The following is a 15,291-nucleotide window of genomic DNA, read 5'->3' on the forward strand; positions in this document are numbered from 1 at the left end:
AATTGAAGACAAAAAGCCACGGGGTTGATGATGGCAAGAGGCAGAAGGCCTGCGGAAAGCGCCGTCATCCCGATGCGGGGCGATGGCGCTGAGGGTCACAATCTTCAGGAGCGCGCGCTCGCCCGCGCCGCGCAGCTTCGGCCCGAGGGGCTGGTCGACAAGGTCCGCTGGATCTACGACCGGCTCGCGCCGGCGCTCTGCCACCCGACAAAGGACCGGCTGAACGAGGTGAACGTCTTCATGTTCATCCAGCTGTGCCGATCCATCGAGCGCTATGAGGCTTACACCGTCCTGATTGAAGAGGTCGGGGAGACCTATGTCTCTGAGGGGCGGCATGGCGAACAGATCAAGGCACGCCCGGAGGTCGCCCAACTCAATGAAACGTGGCGCCAGATCAGGGCGCTGGCCAGTGATTTCGGCATGACGCCGGCGGCTGAGCGTGCCCTTGGGGCTTCCGGTCAGCTTGGATTCAACTTCCCGGGGGAGGGCGATGGCGACTTCACCTGACCTCGACCGTGATCGCTACGACGCGGATCCTGTCACTGCCTGGGCCGAGGATGTGGTTGCGCGCAAGATCGTGGCCGGACCGCATGTCAGGGACGCGGCGGCGCGGCACCTGCGCGATCTGACCGAGGGGCCGGGCCGGGGATTGCTCTGGGATGTGGCCACCGCAAAGAAGGTCATCGGATGGTTTGAGCGGAACCTTCGACTGAACGGCGGTCAGTTCGAGGGTATTCCCTTCGTGCTGCATCCCAGTCAGGCCTTCCGCGTCGGATCGCTCTTCGGGTGGAAAGTGAAGCCGACGGGCCTGCGTCGGTTCCGGCGCTTCTATGACGAAGAGGGGAAGGGCAACGGCAAGAGCCCGATGCTCGGTGGGATTGGCCTCTATCTCATGGTTGCCGATGGCGAGCCGCGAGCCGAGGTCTATTCCGCTGCGGCCAAGAAGGATCAGGCGCGCATCCTGTTTCAGGATGCTGTTGCCATGGTCGATCAGTCGCCGGAGCTGTCGAGCCGGATCACGCAGCAAGGCCAGAACCCGGTCTGGCAGATGTCATATCGCGGCAAGGATGGCGGGCAGCGGTTCTTCAAGCCCATCGCAAATGAGGCCAAATCGGGCGGCCAGTCTGGCCCGCGTCCGCATGCCGCGCTCTGCGATGAGGTTCACGAGCATCCCAGTCGCGACACCATCGACATGTTGGAGCGGGGTTTCAAGTTTCGCCGCCAACCTTTGCTCTGCATGGCGACCAACAGCGGATCGGACAGGAAGTCGATCTGCTGGGAAGAGCATCAGCACGCGGTCCGGGTGGCCGCCGGGATCGTCGAGGACGACAAGACATTCTCGTTTGTCTGCTCGCTGGATGAAGGTGACGACTGGGAGAAAGACCCGTCCTGCTGGGTCAAAGCTAACCCGCTTCTGGACGTGACGATCACCACGGAATGGCTTGCCGCCCAGGTGGATCAGGCAAAGAAGATGCCAGGCAAGCGCAATGGCATCGCCCGCCTGCATTTCTGCGAATGGACGCAGGCGCAGACAGCGGCGATCCGGCGCGAATCCTGGCTTGCCTGCGTCGGGGATGTCGACCTGAAGGCCATGAAGGAGGGGGGCTATCCCTGCTTTGGCGGCCTTGACCTCAGCCAGACGCGGGACTTCTCGGCGCTGACATTTGTCTGGTTGCTTGACGCCACGCGCGATGCTGAGCGGTTCGCGGCAAAGACATGGTTCTGGACGCCGAAGGATACGCTTGCGACCCGCGCGGCGCATGACCAGACGCCGTATGAGGACTGGGCGCGGGCCGGGCACATGGAGGCGGTGCCGGGTGAGCGCCTGAAATATGCCTGGATGGCAGATGCGATCGCGCGCCTCAACGCCGAGTTTGAGCCGCAGATGATCGGCTGCGACCAGTACGGCCTTGAGCGCATGCAAGAACACCTGACCGATATCGGTGTGGTGCTGCCTGTCGAGACCCATCCTCAGGGCTTCCAGAAACGGATACTCGAGACTGACAAATCCCTGCCCGAGGGGCAGCAGGAAATCTACCTCTGGATGCCTGACAGCATCAACAAACTGGAGGCCGGCATATACGACAAGCGGTTCCTGATCGACAGGAATCCTCTTCTCGACAGCATGGCTGCCTCTGTCGTTTACGCCGAGAACCGCACGGGGCACCGCATGTTTGACAAGCCGAACGCCTTCGGGCGCATCGATGGCATGGTGTCGCTCGCGATGGCGACCGGCATGGCGCTGTGCCGCTCGCCCAAAGAGCAGCAGAATAAGCGCCGTGATAGCTTCTTCCGGAGCCTCGTCTCGGCATGAAGTTGTTCCGCAAGATGTTCGGACGCCCTGAAGCGCGCCAGTTGGACCTGCGAAATCATGCAGATCTCAGCAGCGTTCCTGGCGCGATGGATGCTGGCATGCCGGTTTCGGCGCGGGGAAGCCTGGCACTCTCGGCGGTCTGGGGCTGCGTCAACCTGCTGTCTGGCACGATCTCCTCGTTGCCGCTTCAGGTGTTCCAGTCCCGTGATGACGGTCAGCGCGACATGCGCCGGGGCCATTCGCTCTATCAGGTGCTGCATGACAGCCCAAACGCCGATCAGACGGCGCTGGATTTCTGGGACTTCACCACGATGTCGATCGAGATCTGGGGCAACGCCTATGCCCGGATCGACCGGCTGGGCGGCAAGGTTGTCGCGCTGACACCGATTGTGCCCGATGCGGTTTCGGTGCGTCGGGAAAGCGACGGTGGCCTGCGCTACCGCTGGACCTCGAAGGGCAAGAGCTATGATCTGCCCGAGACTGAGGTGTTTCACATCCGAGGGCCGGGCGGTGATCCACTGGGCGGAATGTCCACCCTGGCGCATGCCCGCGCCACCTTCTCGCTTGCCATAGCGGTCAACAGCGCGGCGGCCGGCGTGTTCCGCAACGGCATGCGGCCTTCGGGCGTCTTGCAGTTCAAGGAATGGCTGTCTCCGGAAAACCGCGAAATTGCGCGGACCGAGATGGTCGAGAAGTTCCTTGGTGCGGCGAATGTAGGGCGGCCGTTCATTGCTGAGGGTGGGGTCGAGTGGAAGCCGCTGACGATGAACCCTGCCGATGCAGAGATGCTGGCATCGCGCAGCTTCTCGATTGAAGAGATCTGCCGCTTCTTCGGCGTGCCGCCGGTGATGATCCAGCATGGCGAAAAGCAGAGCAGCTGGCCCACCAGCGTCGAACAGCAGGTTCTTCTGTTCCAGAAGTTCACCCTGCGCCGCCGCCTGAAGCGGATCGAGCAGGCGATCAGCAAGCAACTGCTGACACCGGCAGAACGCCGGGCGGGCTATGCAGCCGAGTTCAACCTTGAGGGTCTGTTGCGCGGTGACAGCGCGGGCCGGGCCAGCTTCTACGGATCCGGCCTCGATAAGGGCTGGCTGACCATCAATGAAGTGCGGGCCAAAGAGAACCTCGGTCCGGTCGAGGGCGGCGATGTGCCGCGCGTCCAGAAACAGAACGTGCCGATTTCCGATCTGGAAAAGCTGATCAACGGAGGCTGACATGCAGGTCAAGCAGGGGGCGGCGCTCCTCGATATCAAGGCGCTGGAAGAGAAGGGCCAGTTTGAGGGCTATGCCAGCACCTTCGGCGGCGAGCCTGACAGCTATGGTGACATCATCGCGCCCGGCGCCTTTGCCGAAAGCCTGAAGGCGCACGCGAACCGCAACTCCATGCCGAAGATGTTCTGGCAGCACGACGCCCGCGAGCCCATCGGCAAATGGCTCGGGGCCAGCGAGGACAGCAAGGGTCTGCTGGTCAAAGGCCAGCTGAACATGGGGGTGCAGCGCGCCCGCGAGGCCTATGAGCTTCTGAAGGCGGGCGACATTGACGGCCTCTCCATCGGCTACCGGATCCGGGGCTATGAGGTGGATGAGGAAAAGAACACCTGGACGCTGACGAAACTGGATCTGCATGAGGTCTCGATTGTCAGCATCGGCGCCAATGAGAGTGCCACTATCGAGGCGGTCAAATCTGGCCGCCTCATCCATGAGGTTTCTGAAAAGCTCCGGGCCGGGGTCCGGCCTTCGGAGCGCGAGCTCGATGCATGGTTCAAAGGGATTTTGGACTGCTCGAACTCACAGGCGGAGCGTGCCGTGCGCGTCCTCCTGAAGGGTCAGGGGGAACCTGACAAAGCGGCAGACGGGCTTGCGCTGTTGCGGGCTCTCGCGGGCTGAGGCCCATTCCACTCATATTGGAGGTTCCCCATGTCGGGAGACACGAAAACGGCCGAGCAACTCGCCGTCGAGATCAAGGCTGCGCATCAGAAATCCATCGATGAGGTGAAAGCCATCGCTGAGGATGCGCTCGGCAAAGCGAAGTCTGGCGAGGAAATGACCGCGAAGGTCAAGGAAGTCGCCGACGATGCGCTGGTTAAAATGAACGAGCTGACCGGCCAGGTGACCGAACTTGCGCAGAAGCTGGCTCGCGAGGGCGGGCAGGGCGGCGATGACGTCAAATCTCTCGGCCGCCGGTTCGTCGACAGCGAGGACTTCAAATCCTGGGCAGAGGACGGTCGCGCCCGCAAGGGTAAAGCGGATCTGGCGATCAAGGCCACGATCACCACCGCCACCACCAATGCGGCGGGTTCGGTCGGTGCGGCTTCTGAGCGCACCCGTTTGCCGGGCGTCCTCGAGCTGCCGCAGCGTCGGCTGACCGTGCGTGATCTGATCTCGCAGGGCCGGATCGACAACGCGGCAATCGAGTACATCCGCGAGAAGGGCTTCAACAACAATGCCGGCATGGTGGCGGAGGGCGCGGTCAAGCCGTCGTCGGATATCCAGCTCGAATTGGTCTCGACCACCGCCAAGGTGATCGCGCATTGGATGAAAGCCTCTAGGCAGGCGCTTTCGGATGTGTCGCTGCTTGCCTCGCTGATCGACAGCCGACTGCTGTTTGGCCTTGATCTGAAAGAAGAGCAGCAGCTGCTGCTCGGCGACGGCACCGGCCAGAACCTGCTGGGCATCATCCCGCAGGCAACCGCCTATGCCATCCCGACTGGCATCCCGACGGAAGGCCTCACCGTGATCGACACCCTGCGCATTGCCATGCTGCAGGCGGTTCTCGCTGAGTTCCCGGCCACCGGTCATGTTCTGAACCCCATCGACTGGGCCGCCATCGAGCTGCTCAAGGATGATATCGGCCGTCACATCATCGGCGCGCCGCAGGGTGAAACGCCGCCCAGCCTCTGGCGTCTGCCGGTGGTGGAGACGCAGGCAATTGCACAGGGCAAGTTCCTGACCGGCGCCTTCCAGATGGGCGCACAGGTCTTTGACCTCTGGGACTCGCGCGTCGAGACTGGCTTCGAGAATGACGACTTCACGAAGAACCTCGTCACCATCCTGGCGGAAGAGCGGATCGCACTCGTGGTCTATCGTCCGGAAGCCTTCATCTATGGCAACCTCGCGCCGCCCAGCGGCGAGTAATCGCCTTCCGGCAATCGCTATCAGGGCGCGGCTTCGGTCGCGCCCTTTCTTCAACGGAGGATTGACCATGAAATTCAAAGTCCTGCGCGAACATCACGGCGACAAGGATTACAAAGCGGGGGATGAGCGCGATGCAGATCCGGCCGATGTCGCGCATCTTGTCGAGAAAGGCGTTCTCGCGGCTTCGAAGACCAAGGCAGAGCCGGCACCGCAAAACAAAGCCGCGCAGGCGGGCCAGAATAAGGCCGCGCAGTGAACCTTGTTCGTAAGGTTGCTCCGGCAGACCCGTTGGTTTCGCGCGAAGATCTCAAGCTGCATCTTCGCGTCGATGGTGATGATGAGAACAGCCTGATTGATGGGCTGTTCGCAGCGGCCATGTCTCATATCGACGGGCCGCGCGGGGTGCTTGGTCGCTGTATCCAGCCGCAGACCTGGGCGTTCGAGACTGAGGCATGGTCCGGCTTCCTGCGGATGCCGTTCACCGGCGTGTCGCAAGTTTCAGCCTCGGTGCAGGTCGACGGCGATCGGGTGTCAGTGGCGCTGACCAGCCGTTCCTGCGGGGTCTGGACTGAAGTCCGGCTTGACGATGTGGTCACTGGCCAAGTGAGTGTCGAGGTCGAGGCATCGACCCCAGATGATGCCTGGCCTGCGATCATCGCCGCGGTGACGCTTCTGGTGGGCCACTGGTATGAAAACCGCGAGGCGGTTGTGACCGGCACCATCGCGACCACGCTGCCGCTTGGCGTCGAGCGCTTGCTGTCGCCCCTCAAGGTGAAATGGATCTGAGATGGGACAAGCGGGGAAGCTCGATCGGCGCGTGCAGTTCCAGCGCGCGACGAATGTGGATGACGGACTTCAGCAGAAGGAAGTCTTTACCAATCACGGCGGCCGGGTCTGGGCCGGGCGCCGTGATGTCTCTGATGCAGAGCGGGCAGTTGCTGGCTGGATCGAGGCGACGGTTGCCTGCCGGTTTACCATCCGGTCCAGCAGTTTCAGCCGGGGCCTTACTGCGAAAGACCGGCTGATCTGTGAAGGCCTCAGCTTTGATATTCAGGGCATCAAGCAGCTTGACCGACGCGATTATCTGGAAATCACCGCAACGGCGAGGGCAGATCTGTGAGCAGGAACACCGTTCGTTTCAGCATCGATGGTCTGGCTGATCTGGAGAAGTCGCTCGACAATCTCTCGAAGGCAGTTGGCCGCAATGTGTTGCGCAGATCCTTGCGGGCTGCGGCTCAGCCCATGGCGGACAAGGCCAGATCTTTGGCTCCGGTCGATGAGGGTGATTTGCGCGACAGCATTATTGTCGGCAGCAAACTGAACGGCAGTGAGCGCAAGAAGCATCGCAAGCTCACTGCGGAGGAGAGATCTTCTATCGAGCTTTTCGTCGGCCCCTCGTATCTGAAGGGCGCTGGTGGCCGGCATGGTCACCTCGTTGAATTCGGTACTGCGCCGCACATCAATAAAGGCAGATTCGCTGGATCTGAGCATCCCGGCACTGCGCCTCAGCCCTTCATGCGCCCGGCATTCGATACGGAAGCACAACCGACCATCGAGCGCCTGAAGCCCATCCTCGCCCTTGAGATCGAAAAGGCCGCAAAGCGCACGGCGGCAAGAGCGGCGCGGGCAGCCCGCAAAGCTGCAGGGGGTTGACCCATGGAAGCCGCACTTCGCGCAATGCTGGTGGCCGATCCCTCGCTGCCGGTGAAAGAGCGCATCAACTGGGGCATTCATCCGCAGGGCACGCCCCTGCCGGCGCTGGTGCTTAACGTGATCAACGACCGGGATAACAGTCTGCACATGCAGGGCACTGGCGGCCTGTGGCAGGGCCGCGTCCAGATCGACTGCTATGGCATGACCTATACCCCGGCAGTGGAATTGTCGAAGGCAGTGATCAAGCTGCTGCACGGCTACCGCGCGGGGGATTTCCGGCTCATCCAGCTGGATACCCGCCGGGACCATCACGATACCGGCGCGGCGGATCGCCCGTACCGGATCGGCCTTGACTTCATCATCAACTATCGGAGGGCCTGAAATGGGCGTCGAAGTTTCGTCCCAGGTGGACATCAGCTATCAGGAAGAACTCTGGATCTGGCGCAACAGCGGCACGCCCGCAGCATGGTCGGCAACGCAGATCCTCGGCGTCGAGACTGTCGCCATGCCCGAGCGCACGCCTGATGCAGTCGATGTGACGCATCAGCAATCGCCTGGCCGCACCCGCGAGGAAATCCCGGGGCTTATGTCGTCGGCAGACATGTCGCAGGAACTGCAATTCTGGCCCGATCATGCCAGCCAGATCGCCTTGATGGCGCTGGCCGACCTGACCGAGGCCGGCACGCCCGAGAGCATCCGGGTTACCATGGTGGTCGGTGGCATCCAGCGCACATATCGCGCCCATGTGCAGGCCTTCATTCCGACCGGCACCGTGGGCGACAAACGCATGGCGAGTTGCTCGATCAAGATCTTCAACCGCATTTCCCCGGAGCCTGAGCTCCCGGAAACCCCGTAAGGAGGGCTGACCCATGGCTGACGTAACCGGTGCGCTGCACCATGATTTCCGCGGTAAATCCTACACCCTGCGCATGACCATGCGGGGCCTTGCGCAGATGCAGGAAAAGCACGGCAACGACCTCGGCGGGCTGCTCAGTGAGGGCGGGGATAAATCGGCGGTGCCGCCGCTCGCCCCGGCGCTGGATCTGATCTCCATCGCCCTCCAGCGTGGCGAGGGGCTGGACGCGGAAGAGGCGGATAATCTGGCAGACGAGATGATGACGGCGGATCGAAATCTCGGCGGCCGTGTTCTTGCTGCAGCATTTCCTGATGTGAAAGCAGCACAGGAGGCGGCGCCGGGAAACGCCAGGACTCCGGCGACAAAGCGCAAACCGCGCTGAGCCTGCTGGAGCTTTATTCCTCTTACATTGCGATTGGGCTGGATCCGGCGCGGTTCTGGGAAATCACGCCGCGCCTGATGATCGAGGAATTGAAAGGCGCGCGCGCCCGGCGGCGCTACGAGCGTGAAATGATCTGGTGGGGCGCAATGCTACCCTACCTGAAAAAGCCCTTCCCGCTGGAGAAGTTCGCCGGCACGGACCAGAGCCCGAAAGAGCGGGCGCAAGCGTTCCACGACGCATGGGGCAAGATCGACAGGGCCTTGGAGCGCGGGCGGCGGGCCTAGTTCAGTGACTCGCCGTCTGGACCGTATGCGGTGATCTCGGTGATTTCTATCAGCAGATTTTCTGTTGCCGCCCGACTTGATAGTCGTCCGAGAGAAAAAAACTCGCGGATTTTTTCTTTAGGTTCAATGCCGCCAGAAAAGCTCCTCACTCCACGATCTCCCTCAATCCATGGGATCGTACGAGAGGGGTCTGAGGCAGAGTAAGTGAAGCGAATTTGGCTGATCGCAACCTCTTTCAGATTTGTGACGCTGCACTCAATTGAGAGCATCGCTGCGTCCACAACCTGACAATTCTCGATTTGAACCGGCGCCCCGCCGATGCCGACGATCACGCTGAACAACATCCCTAAAAATGACATTCGAATCTCCGAGAGGTTGCAATGGCTGCATCGTCAATCATCGGCGCGCTCCGCGTCAACCTTGGGCTGGACAGTGCACAATTCAGCAATGGGCTCGATAATTCTCGAAACAAGATGAAGGGTTTCCAGAACGAGATCCTTGCGCTCGGCGCCAAGATCGGGGGGGCGCTCGCGGCGGTATTCTCTGTTCGGGCCATCGGCCAAGCCGCCGATGCCTGGTCGGATATGTCGTCGCGCGTCGGGATAGCCATTGGCGACATGGAGCGAGCTCCGGCAGTGATGGAGCGCATCCAGAGCATTGCGCAGATGACTTATTCGCCGCTGCAACAAACCGCAGACGGTTTTGTTGAAAACGCGGCCGCCCTGAAAGAGTACGGGTATTCTATCAGCGACTCCCTGGACTATACCGAGGCGCTGAATAACGCCCTTGTGGTTTCGGGAGCCAAGGGTGAGCGAGCCGCCTCGGTTGCGAGGGCGCTCTCGGTGGCGATGGCGACGGGCAAGCTCAGCGGTGACGGACTAAACTCCATCCTGTCGAACGGTGGCCGCATTGCTGAAGTGCTGGCGAAAGAGCTTGGCACCACCCGAAACGGCCTGATTAAGATGGCACGTGAAGGGAAGATCACTGGGAATGTGATTGCGAGTTCCCTTCTGAAAAATATGGAAGCCTTGAGCGACGAGGCAGCAGAAATGCCAGCCACCATAGCAGATGGCTTCCAGCGGATCGGCAATTCCTTCACCGGCCTGATCGGACGCATGGACAAAGCCTCGGGCGCATCAGCTACAGTCGCGGCGGCTCTGGTCGGAATTTCGGATGTGATTGATTCTGTCGCCGGCGGGTTCATCATCATTGCCCAGAGCATCGGCGCCGCGCTTACCTTCATGACCGATTTCGCGAGGACCGTTGCCACCACCATTGGGCAAATCACGGGCCTTTCCACCGTTGGGTCTGTGTTGGGCGGGATTTTCAACGATGCACGCGGGTTTATCGTGGCTGCAGCGCTGGCACTGACGGTCTACTTCACTCCCGCGATCATCGGCGCGGTGTTTCAGGTTGGTGCGCTGACTGCCGGCCTGATCACGCTGAAAGGTGCTCTGATCGCATCAGGTATTGGCGTTTTTGTCGTGATCGCAGGGACGCTCATTAATAAAATCCTTGAGCTGGTCAAGGCGACAGGGGGTCTCGGCAATGCGTTCTCTTTGCTTGGCGAAGTCGCAGAGGGCGTCTTTGACGGGATGGTGGAGGCGGCGAAGGGTATTCCGGATGGACTGCGTGGGGTCTGGGCATCCGTTAAGTCGGGCTTCATGACTATACTTGCTGAGATGATCGGCGCATGGGTTTCCTTTCTCAATACGATCCAAGGTTTTAACCCGGCGCGCGCGCATGACATGATGCCTGGAAATGGCACTACTGGCTCGTTTTTGGTCGGCGTGCCTGAGTACGAAGAAAAAGCCGATGCCGCACACCAGGAGCGCATCAAAGGGCTCACGGATCTCGCGGCGGAATTCAAAGCTTCTGCGGACGCTTCGGCTGAGACTGCTGCGGGCTTCTACAGCAGTGCAGGAGGTTCTCTATCAGAAGGCGCTGCAATCGCTTCGACCGCTCTGGCTAAACTGAATGTCACGGTTGATGAGACCACTGACACCCTCGGCGGCGATGGCGGCGGCTTGCCAGCGGCGCTTGACGATACCGGCAAGAAAGCCGGCGGCGCTGGCAAGAAGCTCTCGAAGTTTCAGGAGATCATGAAGGCCCTGCGCGAAGAGGCCGACCTCCTGCGCGCGACCTTCGGCATGTCCGATCTGGATGCCGAAATCTGGGCCAAACAGCGAGAGGCCGGAGTTCAGGCGACCAGCATTCAGGGCCAGCAGATCGCGGGCACCATGACAATGATCGACCGGATGAAGAGCCTGAAAGAGGCGACCGAACAATGGCGCGACAGCATCAAGGGCGCGTTCGCGAGCTTTGTGACCGGGGCCAGCAACTTCAGGGACATGCTATCCCAGATCATCAGCAAGCTGGCCGAGATGCTGGCGAATGCCGCCTTTGACGGGCTGTTCAATGCCATTGGCGGCAACAGGCTGCTTGGCGGGTTCATGGGCATGCTTGGCTTTGACGGCGGAGGCTACACCGGCAATGCGCCACGCACCGGGGGCCTCGACGGCAAAGGCGGGTTCCTGGCCATGATGCACCCGCGAGAGACGGTGATCGACCACACCAAAGGGCAAAGCCCCGGCGGCGGATCAATGAGCGTGCAGGTGATCCCGAGCCCATATTTTGATACGGTTGTAGATGGCCGGATCCAGCGGGCCACCCCCGGCATTGTTGGGCGGTCGGTCGCGGCGACAGTCCGGACCTCGCGCCAGTCAAAGTCGGTTCTGGGGCAGCGCTGATGCCGATCGATGTTTTTGCCTGGCCCCCGGTTGGGGTGAAGGGGCGCAGCTGGAAGGTTGAGGAACCTGTCGCTGCGCTGCGTTCTGCCCTGACCGGGCGGGATCAGATGCAGGCCAGCCAGCGTCCGCGCCGCTGGGTCTCGCTGGAAGTGTCGGCACTGGCCCGGGGCAGGATCGGCGGCGGCTACATGGAGATTTTGGGGCGCCTCCTGAAAGGCGGGGTCAATGGGGTCCGGCTCGCGAGCTGGTCGCCAAACTGGCACCTCGACGCAGATCCCGGCCATGGCTTCAACTGGTACTCGCTGCCTATGACCGCGACCGCGATCACTTCGGCAGGCTTCCCTGCCTGGCGGATCGTGGATCTGCCCCCTTACATGCAGGTGATCCGGCCCGGCGAGCGGTTTGCGGTCAATGGTGCGCTGTTTCAGGCGGTCAACAATGCGCAGGCGGATGCCTCGGGTGTGGCTGTAATCCGCGTCATGAGTGCTGTCAGCGGCTCGGGCGTGGTGAATTTCGACGCGCAAGAAAGCGCTGTGTTCCGCCCGCAGGGTATCCCGACGGGTCAGCAGCCGCTTGGCGCAGACTGGTCTTATAGCTGGACCTTCCGCGAAGTCTTTGCCGATGAGGTCGGCGGTTTTACGGAGCTTGACCCATGGACCTGATGCGCGTCATCCATCCCGAGACGCTGGCCGCCTTGTCAGGCCCCTCGTTCCATCCGGTGGTGCTGGTCTGGCTCGACTGGCCGGATGCCACCATGTTCGCCCATAGCGGCACCGGGCCGATCACCTGGGACGGGCATATCTGGCAAGGGGTCGGTAAGTTCGGCCAGGTCGATCTGCCGGAAGAAAGCACCTCCGGGGTGCCTGTGGATCTGTCTTTGTCGCTGGTCTGCAATCTGGAAGAGCTGGCGGATTATGCCGATGCGCAGATCCGGCAGCGCCCCGGGGCGATCTGGCTGGGCGTCACCACGGAACCGGGCGGCAATTTGCTGATCGGCGAGCCGGTTGAGCTGGGGCGCGGCACCATGGATACTCTGGTGCTGTCGGTCACGGTTGAAGGCGAAGATGGGGCAACTCTGATCCTTTACCGCCTGACGGTCGGGCTGACCACCGGGCCGGGCTATCGCACGGCGGCTGCGATCTCGCACAGCCATGAGGATCAGTCGCGGCAATATCCTGCAGACACGGCCGGCAAGAAACTGGTGCTGGCCTCGGCCCGCGCCCAGAAGACGCTCTGGCCCGAGCCGTGACCCCGGAAACAGTGCTGGAGACCGCGGAGGCGGTCATGCTGCGGCCCTTCGAATGGGGGCCGTGCGATTGCTGCTCTGCCGCTTGTGATGTGTTCCTGCGGCTCTGGGGCTTTGACCCCATGGAGCCGGTGCGCGGCTATGTCGGCGCGCGGGAGGCGGCACGGGTGATTGGCGGGGATCTCGGCACCCTGGCGGATCGGCTGGCGGCTGAGGCCCGGCTGACCACCGGCCACGCGACCGGCGGGCTGGCGCTTTCGGTCGATGGCCGCTCGCTTCTGATTTGCATCACACCCGGCCAATGGGCCGGAAAGACAAAGGACGGTTTCGCAATCCTGCGGGCCGCTGATCGGGGATGGCATGCGTAAACTCCTGCTGGCAACCACGGCCATCATCGGCATCCTGACGGGCGGGCCTGCTGCGGCAGAGCCGGTTTCGCTGGTGGTGGCGCTGATGTCGGGCGGCGCGACCTTCGGCGCGGCTATGACCGCCGTATTCGGTACGGTTGGCATGGCGGCGATCCAGCTGGGCCTTTCGGTCATTCTGAGCGCGGGTGCTGCGGCTCTGGCAGGCAAGCCAGACCAGCAGGTCCAGCGCGGCGAGTTGACCCGGCCCACATCTCTGCCGCCTTATCGCTTTATGTACGGTACGGGCTGGTCGCCCGGAACGCCGGTCGCATGGCATGTCTCTGGGCGCGGGCTCTATGTCTGCTGGCTGCTGAATTCCCGGCCCTCGGCGCTGACCAGTCATACCGTGCTTCTGGACAAGAGACCGGTGCCTGCGGTCGGTAATCCCTTCGACTTTTCCGGGCCCGGTGCCAGCGGTACCGGCGACACCTTCGGGAATGGGCATTTCACCTATTGGATCGGGCGCGGCGATCAGACCTCTTGCCCCGATTATATCGTGGCCACGACCGGCGGCGCCTTCCTTGCGACCGATGCCTGGCAGGGTCGCACGGTGATCTGGGCCATCATGGACAGCGGCAATCCGGATCAGCGCAACTGGCGCTGGCCCGCGACCCCGCCGGAGCTGAATGTCGAGGGCGACTGGTCGCTGATCTGGGATCCACGCGATAACAGCTATTCGGCCAGCAGCAATCAGGCGCTGGTCACCCTCGATGCGCTGATGAACAACCCGATCCGACCCTATCTGCCGGACTATCTCCGGATCGATACCTTTGCCTGGGCGGCGGATGTGGCGGATCAGCGGGTCGCAGTAAAGGCTGGGGGTACGATCCCGCGCTACCGCGCCGATGGGGTGCTGGTCTGGTCCAGCGGTTCAGAGCTTGAGGACCAGCTTCAGCCGCTTCTGGCGGCCGGCGCCGCGCGCCTTGTGCGGATCGGCGGTCAGCTGGGGATTGTTCCGGCAGTGGCGCGGCCAGCGGTTCACACCATCCGGGATTTCACAGACGGGCAAGAGATCAGCCTGACCAGCCTGCAACCCGGCGACAGCATTTCCAGCGAGGCAGTGGCCTCCTATGCGGCGGCGGATCGAGCCTATGAACTGGCCGAGGCGCCGGTATTCATCGTGCCAGGCGCGGCGGAAGCGGATGGAGGCCTGCCGCGCCGGCTCGATCTGCGGCTCGACTTCGTGAACGATCACCGGCAGGCGCAGCGCCTGGCCAAGATCGCGGTGATGCAGTCGCGCATGCAGCGCTCGATTTCCTGTGAACTTTTCCCGGATGCCTTCGTGCTGGTCGCCGGATCGGTGGCCGAGGTCGATCTGCCGGCGCCGTTTTCGCGCTGGAATGGGCTCTATGACGTCTCGCAGATCAGCCCGGCTGCGGGCTTGAACGATGACAGCAGTATCACGCTGCGCCTGCCGGTGGTTCTGCAGCAGACCTCTGCAGAGATTTTCGCCTGGGACGCGGCCACCGAAGAGCAGGTTGTCGAGGGCGCGGCGCTGGATCCATGGGTTGCCACGCTGCAGCCGCCCGAAGGGGTGACGCTGGTGAGCGGTGGCGATGCCGCCGATATTACCGAGGCGGGCGCCATCACCCCGCGCGTGATGTTGTCCTGGTCGCGCCCCGGCAGTTCCTCGCTGCTGCGCTATGAATGGCAATACATGACTGAGATCTGGCGCTCGACCGGCGGCGGCAGTGAAGGCAGCGGCGGCGCATGGGTCTGGCCGGGCCAATGGACCTCGGGCGGCACTGTCGGGCCAGAGGATGGGTCTGAGGCGAGGATCCCGGTCTATGTCGTGCCGGTGGCCCTTGGGCGCCAATACCGCGCCCGCGTGCGGGGCATCGGGGTTTACGGCGAGAGCGACTGGGTTGAGGTGGGACCGGTCATCGCAACTGCGCCCACGCGCATTGTCGCGGTCCCGTCGATCCTGATGGCTATCGGCGGCATCGGGCGCGTGGATCTGACCCTGCGGCAGGCCAATGACGCAAACGCCGTCCGGATCGAACTTGCCGCAAACAGCGTCAACCTGATCGGCGGCGCGGCAATCATCGCCGATATCCCGCTCGGCGCGAATGTGACGGTCGCCAGCTCTGAGGGCAGCCTTGGTTCCGGCGTCACCCGCTATTATTGGCTGCGCGCCCGCGACAGCCTCGGCAATGCCTCGGCCTGGTCGGCCGTCGCGAACGCAACCACCACCTGACAATTTGAGGGCCTGACATGGCTGTACTTCGCACCCGGGTCACCGGGCCTGTAATGTTGCCCGATGG

19 protein-coding genes are annotated in these 15,291 nt (G+C 62.6%); 18 read left to right on the top strand and 1 reads right to left on the bottom strand.

Annotation, left to right across the window (positions count from 1 at the left end):
- The first annotated feature begins 30 nt into the window (after positions 1 to 30).
- The 13 genes from M3484_RS01915 (at position 31) to M3484_RS01975 (ending at position 8,624) form a co-directional block, all read left to right on the top strand.
- Positions 31 to 507, top strand: coding sequence for a P27 family phage terminase small subunit (locus tag M3484_RS01915; protein ID WP_249495525.1), 477 nt, complete (start codon positions 31 to 33; stop codon positions 505 to 507).
- Positions 491 to 2,314 (top strand): terminase large subunit, encoded by a 1,824-nt coding sequence (locus tag M3484_RS01920; protein ID WP_249495526.1) that lies wholly within the window; start codon positions 491 to 493, stop codon positions 2,312 to 2,314. Before M3484_RS01915 ends, M3484_RS01920 begins: the two co-directional genes overlap by 17 nt.
- 98 nt (positions 2,315 to 2,412) lie before the next feature.
- A complete protein-coding gene (locus M3484_RS01925) occupies positions 2,413 to 3,528 on the top strand; it encodes a phage portal protein (RefSeq protein WP_249495527.1) in 1,116 nt (371 codons plus the stop codon).
- 1 nt (position 3,529) lies between these two features.
- The gene (locus M3484_RS01930) at positions 3,530 to 4,201 is read left to right on the top strand and encodes an HK97 family phage prohead protease (RefSeq protein WP_249495528.1); all 672 of its coding nucleotides are present in this window, start codon (positions 3,530 to 3,532) and stop codon (positions 4,199 to 4,201) included.
- Positions 4,202 to 4,231: 30 nt separating this feature from the next.
- Positions 4,232 to 5,449 (top strand): phage major capsid protein, encoded by a 1,218-nt coding sequence (locus M3484_RS01935; protein ID WP_283258263.1) that lies wholly within the window; start codon positions 4,232 to 4,234, stop codon positions 5,447 to 5,449.
- Between the two features lie 67 nt (positions 5,450 to 5,516).
- Positions 5,517 to 5,705: a hypothetical protein gene (locus M3484_RS01940; RefSeq protein ID WP_249495530.1), complete on the top strand. Its 189-nt coding sequence runs from the start codon at positions 5,517 to 5,519 to the stop codon at positions 5,703 to 5,705.
- Complete coding sequence (locus M3484_RS01945) at positions 5,702 to 6,235, top strand: head-tail connector protein (protein WP_249495531.1); 534 nt, start codon at positions 5,702 to 5,704, stop codon at positions 6,233 to 6,235. The genes M3484_RS01940 and M3484_RS01945 overlap by 4 nt, the downstream gene beginning before the upstream one ends.
- A gap of 1 nt (position 6,236) precedes the next feature.
- On the top strand, positions 6,237 to 6,569 hold the full coding sequence (locus tag M3484_RS01950; RefSeq protein ID WP_249495532.1) for a phage head closure protein: 333 nt from the start codon (positions 6,237 to 6,239) through the stop codon (positions 6,567 to 6,569).
- The gene (locus M3484_RS01955; RefSeq protein ID WP_249495533.1) at positions 6,566 to 7,102 is read left to right on the top strand and encodes an HK97-gp10 family putative phage morphogenesis protein; all 537 of its coding nucleotides are present in this window, start codon (positions 6,566 to 6,568) and stop codon (positions 7,100 to 7,102) included. The genes M3484_RS01950 and M3484_RS01955 overlap by 4 nt, the downstream gene beginning before the upstream one ends.
- 3 nt (positions 7,103 to 7,105) lie before the next feature.
- Positions 7,106 to 7,483 (top strand): tail completion protein gp17, encoded by a 378-nt coding sequence (gp17, locus tag M3484_RS01960; protein ID WP_249495534.1) that lies wholly within the window; start codon positions 7,106 to 7,108, stop codon positions 7,481 to 7,483.
- A 1-nt stretch (position 7,484) separates the two neighbouring features.
- Positions 7,485 to 7,958, top strand: coding sequence for a phage tail tube protein (locus M3484_RS01965; protein WP_249495535.1), 474 nt, complete (start codon positions 7,485 to 7,487; stop codon positions 7,956 to 7,958).
- A 13-nt stretch (positions 7,959 to 7,971) separates the two neighbouring features.
- On the top strand, positions 7,972 to 8,340 hold the full coding sequence (locus tag M3484_RS01970; RefSeq protein ID WP_249495536.1) for a hypothetical protein: 369 nt from the start codon (positions 7,972 to 7,974) through the stop codon (positions 8,338 to 8,340).
- 77 nt (positions 8,341 to 8,417) lie between these two features.
- The gene (locus M3484_RS01975) at positions 8,418 to 8,624 is read left to right on the top strand and encodes a hypothetical protein (RefSeq protein ID WP_249495537.1); all 207 of its coding nucleotides are present in this window, start codon (positions 8,418 to 8,420) and stop codon (positions 8,622 to 8,624) included.
- Here M3484_RS01975 and M3484_RS01980 read toward each other — a convergent pair.
- A complete protein-coding gene (locus M3484_RS01980; RefSeq protein ID WP_249495538.1) occupies positions 8,621 to 8,983 on the bottom strand; it encodes a hypothetical protein in 363 nt (120 codons plus the stop codon). The genes M3484_RS01975 and M3484_RS01980 overlap by 4 nt on opposite strands.
- Before the next feature lie 21 nt (positions 8,984 to 9,004).
- Between M3484_RS01980 and M3484_RS01985 the strand changes: the two genes are divergently transcribed.
- From M3484_RS01985 to M3484_RS02005, 5 genes are read left to right on the top strand one after another with little or no spacing between them, the layout of a single operon-like run.
- On the top strand, positions 9,005 to 11,374 hold the full coding sequence (locus M3484_RS01985) for a tape measure protein (RefSeq protein WP_249495539.1): 2,370 nt from the start codon (positions 9,005 to 9,007) through the stop codon (positions 11,372 to 11,374).
- Positions 11,374 to 12,036, top strand: coding sequence for a hypothetical protein (locus tag M3484_RS01990; RefSeq protein ID WP_249495540.1), 663 nt, complete (start codon positions 11,374 to 11,376; stop codon positions 12,034 to 12,036). The genes M3484_RS01985 and M3484_RS01990 overlap by 1 nt, the downstream gene beginning before the upstream one ends.
- Positions 12,027 to 12,623 carry a hypothetical protein gene (locus M3484_RS01995; RefSeq protein WP_249495541.1) on the top strand — a complete coding sequence of 199 codons (597 nt, stop codon included), beginning with the start codon at positions 12,027 to 12,029 and terminating at the stop codon, positions 12,621 to 12,623. Before M3484_RS01990 ends, M3484_RS01995 begins: the two co-directional genes overlap by 10 nt.
- 11 nt (positions 12,624 to 12,634) lie before the next feature.
- Positions 12,635 to 12,988, top strand: a complete 354-nt coding sequence (locus tag M3484_RS02000; protein WP_502942427.1) for a DUF6950 family protein — start codon at positions 12,635 to 12,637, stop codon at positions 12,986 to 12,988.
- Positions 12,981 to 15,224: a phage tail protein gene (locus M3484_RS02005; protein ID WP_249495543.1), complete on the top strand. Its 2,244-nt coding sequence runs from the start codon at positions 12,981 to 12,983 to the stop codon at positions 15,222 to 15,224. The genes M3484_RS02000 and M3484_RS02005 overlap by 8 nt, the downstream gene beginning before the upstream one ends.
- Positions 15,225 to 15,291 lie beyond the last annotated feature (67 nt).

Source organism: Pseudomonas sp. GX19020 (assembly GCF_023371075.1).
GTDB lineage: Bacteria > Pseudomonadota > Alphaproteobacteria > Rhodobacterales > Rhodobacteraceae > Pseudogemmobacter.

Coding starts and splice junctions, on each gene's coding strand:
- M3484_RS01975 (WP_249495537.1), top strand. CDS start 8,418: ATGATCGAGGAATTGAAAGGCGCGCGCGCCCGGCGGCGCTACGAGCGT.
- M3484_RS01965 (WP_249495535.1), top strand. CDS start 7,485: ATGGGCGTCGAAGTTTCGTCCCAGGTGGACATCAGCTATCAGGAAGAA.
- M3484_RS01935 (WP_283258263.1), top strand. CDS start 4,232: ATGTCGGGAGACACGAAAACGGCCGAGCAACTCGCCGTCGAGATCAAG.
- M3484_RS01920 (WP_249495526.1), top strand. CDS start 491: ATGGCGACTTCACCTGACCTCGACCGTGATCGCTACGACGCGGATCCT.
- gp17 (WP_249495534.1), top strand. CDS start 7,106: ATGGAAGCCGCACTTCGCGCAATGCTGGTGGCCGATCCCTCGCTGCCG.
- M3484_RS01980 (WP_249495538.1), bottom strand. CDS start 8,983: ATGTCATTTTTAGGGATGTTGTTCAGCGTGATCGTCGGCATCGGCGGG.
- M3484_RS01995 (WP_249495541.1), top strand. CDS start 12,027: ATGGACCTGATGCGCGTCATCCATCCCGAGACGCTGGCCGCCTTGTCA.
- M3484_RS01940 (WP_249495530.1), top strand. CDS start 5,517: ATGAAATTCAAAGTCCTGCGCGAACATCACGGCGACAAGGATTACAAA.
- M3484_RS01985 (WP_249495539.1), top strand. CDS start 9,005: ATGGCTGCATCGTCAATCATCGGCGCGCTCCGCGTCAACCTTGGGCTG.
- M3484_RS02005 (WP_249495543.1), top strand. CDS start 12,981: ATGCGTAAACTCCTGCTGGCAACCACGGCCATCATCGGCATCCTGACG.
- M3484_RS01970 (WP_249495536.1), top strand. CDS start 7,972: ATGGCTGACGTAACCGGTGCGCTGCACCATGATTTCCGCGGTAAATCC.
- M3484_RS01930 (WP_249495528.1), top strand. CDS start 3,530: ATGCAGGTCAAGCAGGGGGCGGCGCTCCTCGATATCAAGGCGCTGGAA.
- M3484_RS01990 (WP_249495540.1), top strand. CDS start 11,374: ATGCCGATCGATGTTTTTGCCTGGCCCCCGGTTGGGGTGAAGGGGCGC.
- M3484_RS01925 (WP_249495527.1), top strand. CDS start 2,413: ATGCCGGTTTCGGCGCGGGGAAGCCTGGCACTCTCGGCGGTCTGGGGC.
- M3484_RS01915 (WP_249495525.1), top strand. CDS start 31: ATGGCAAGAGGCAGAAGGCCTGCGGAAAGCGCCGTCATCCCGATGCGG.
- M3484_RS01950 (WP_249495532.1), top strand. CDS start 6,237: ATGGGACAAGCGGGGAAGCTCGATCGGCGCGTGCAGTTCCAGCGCGCG.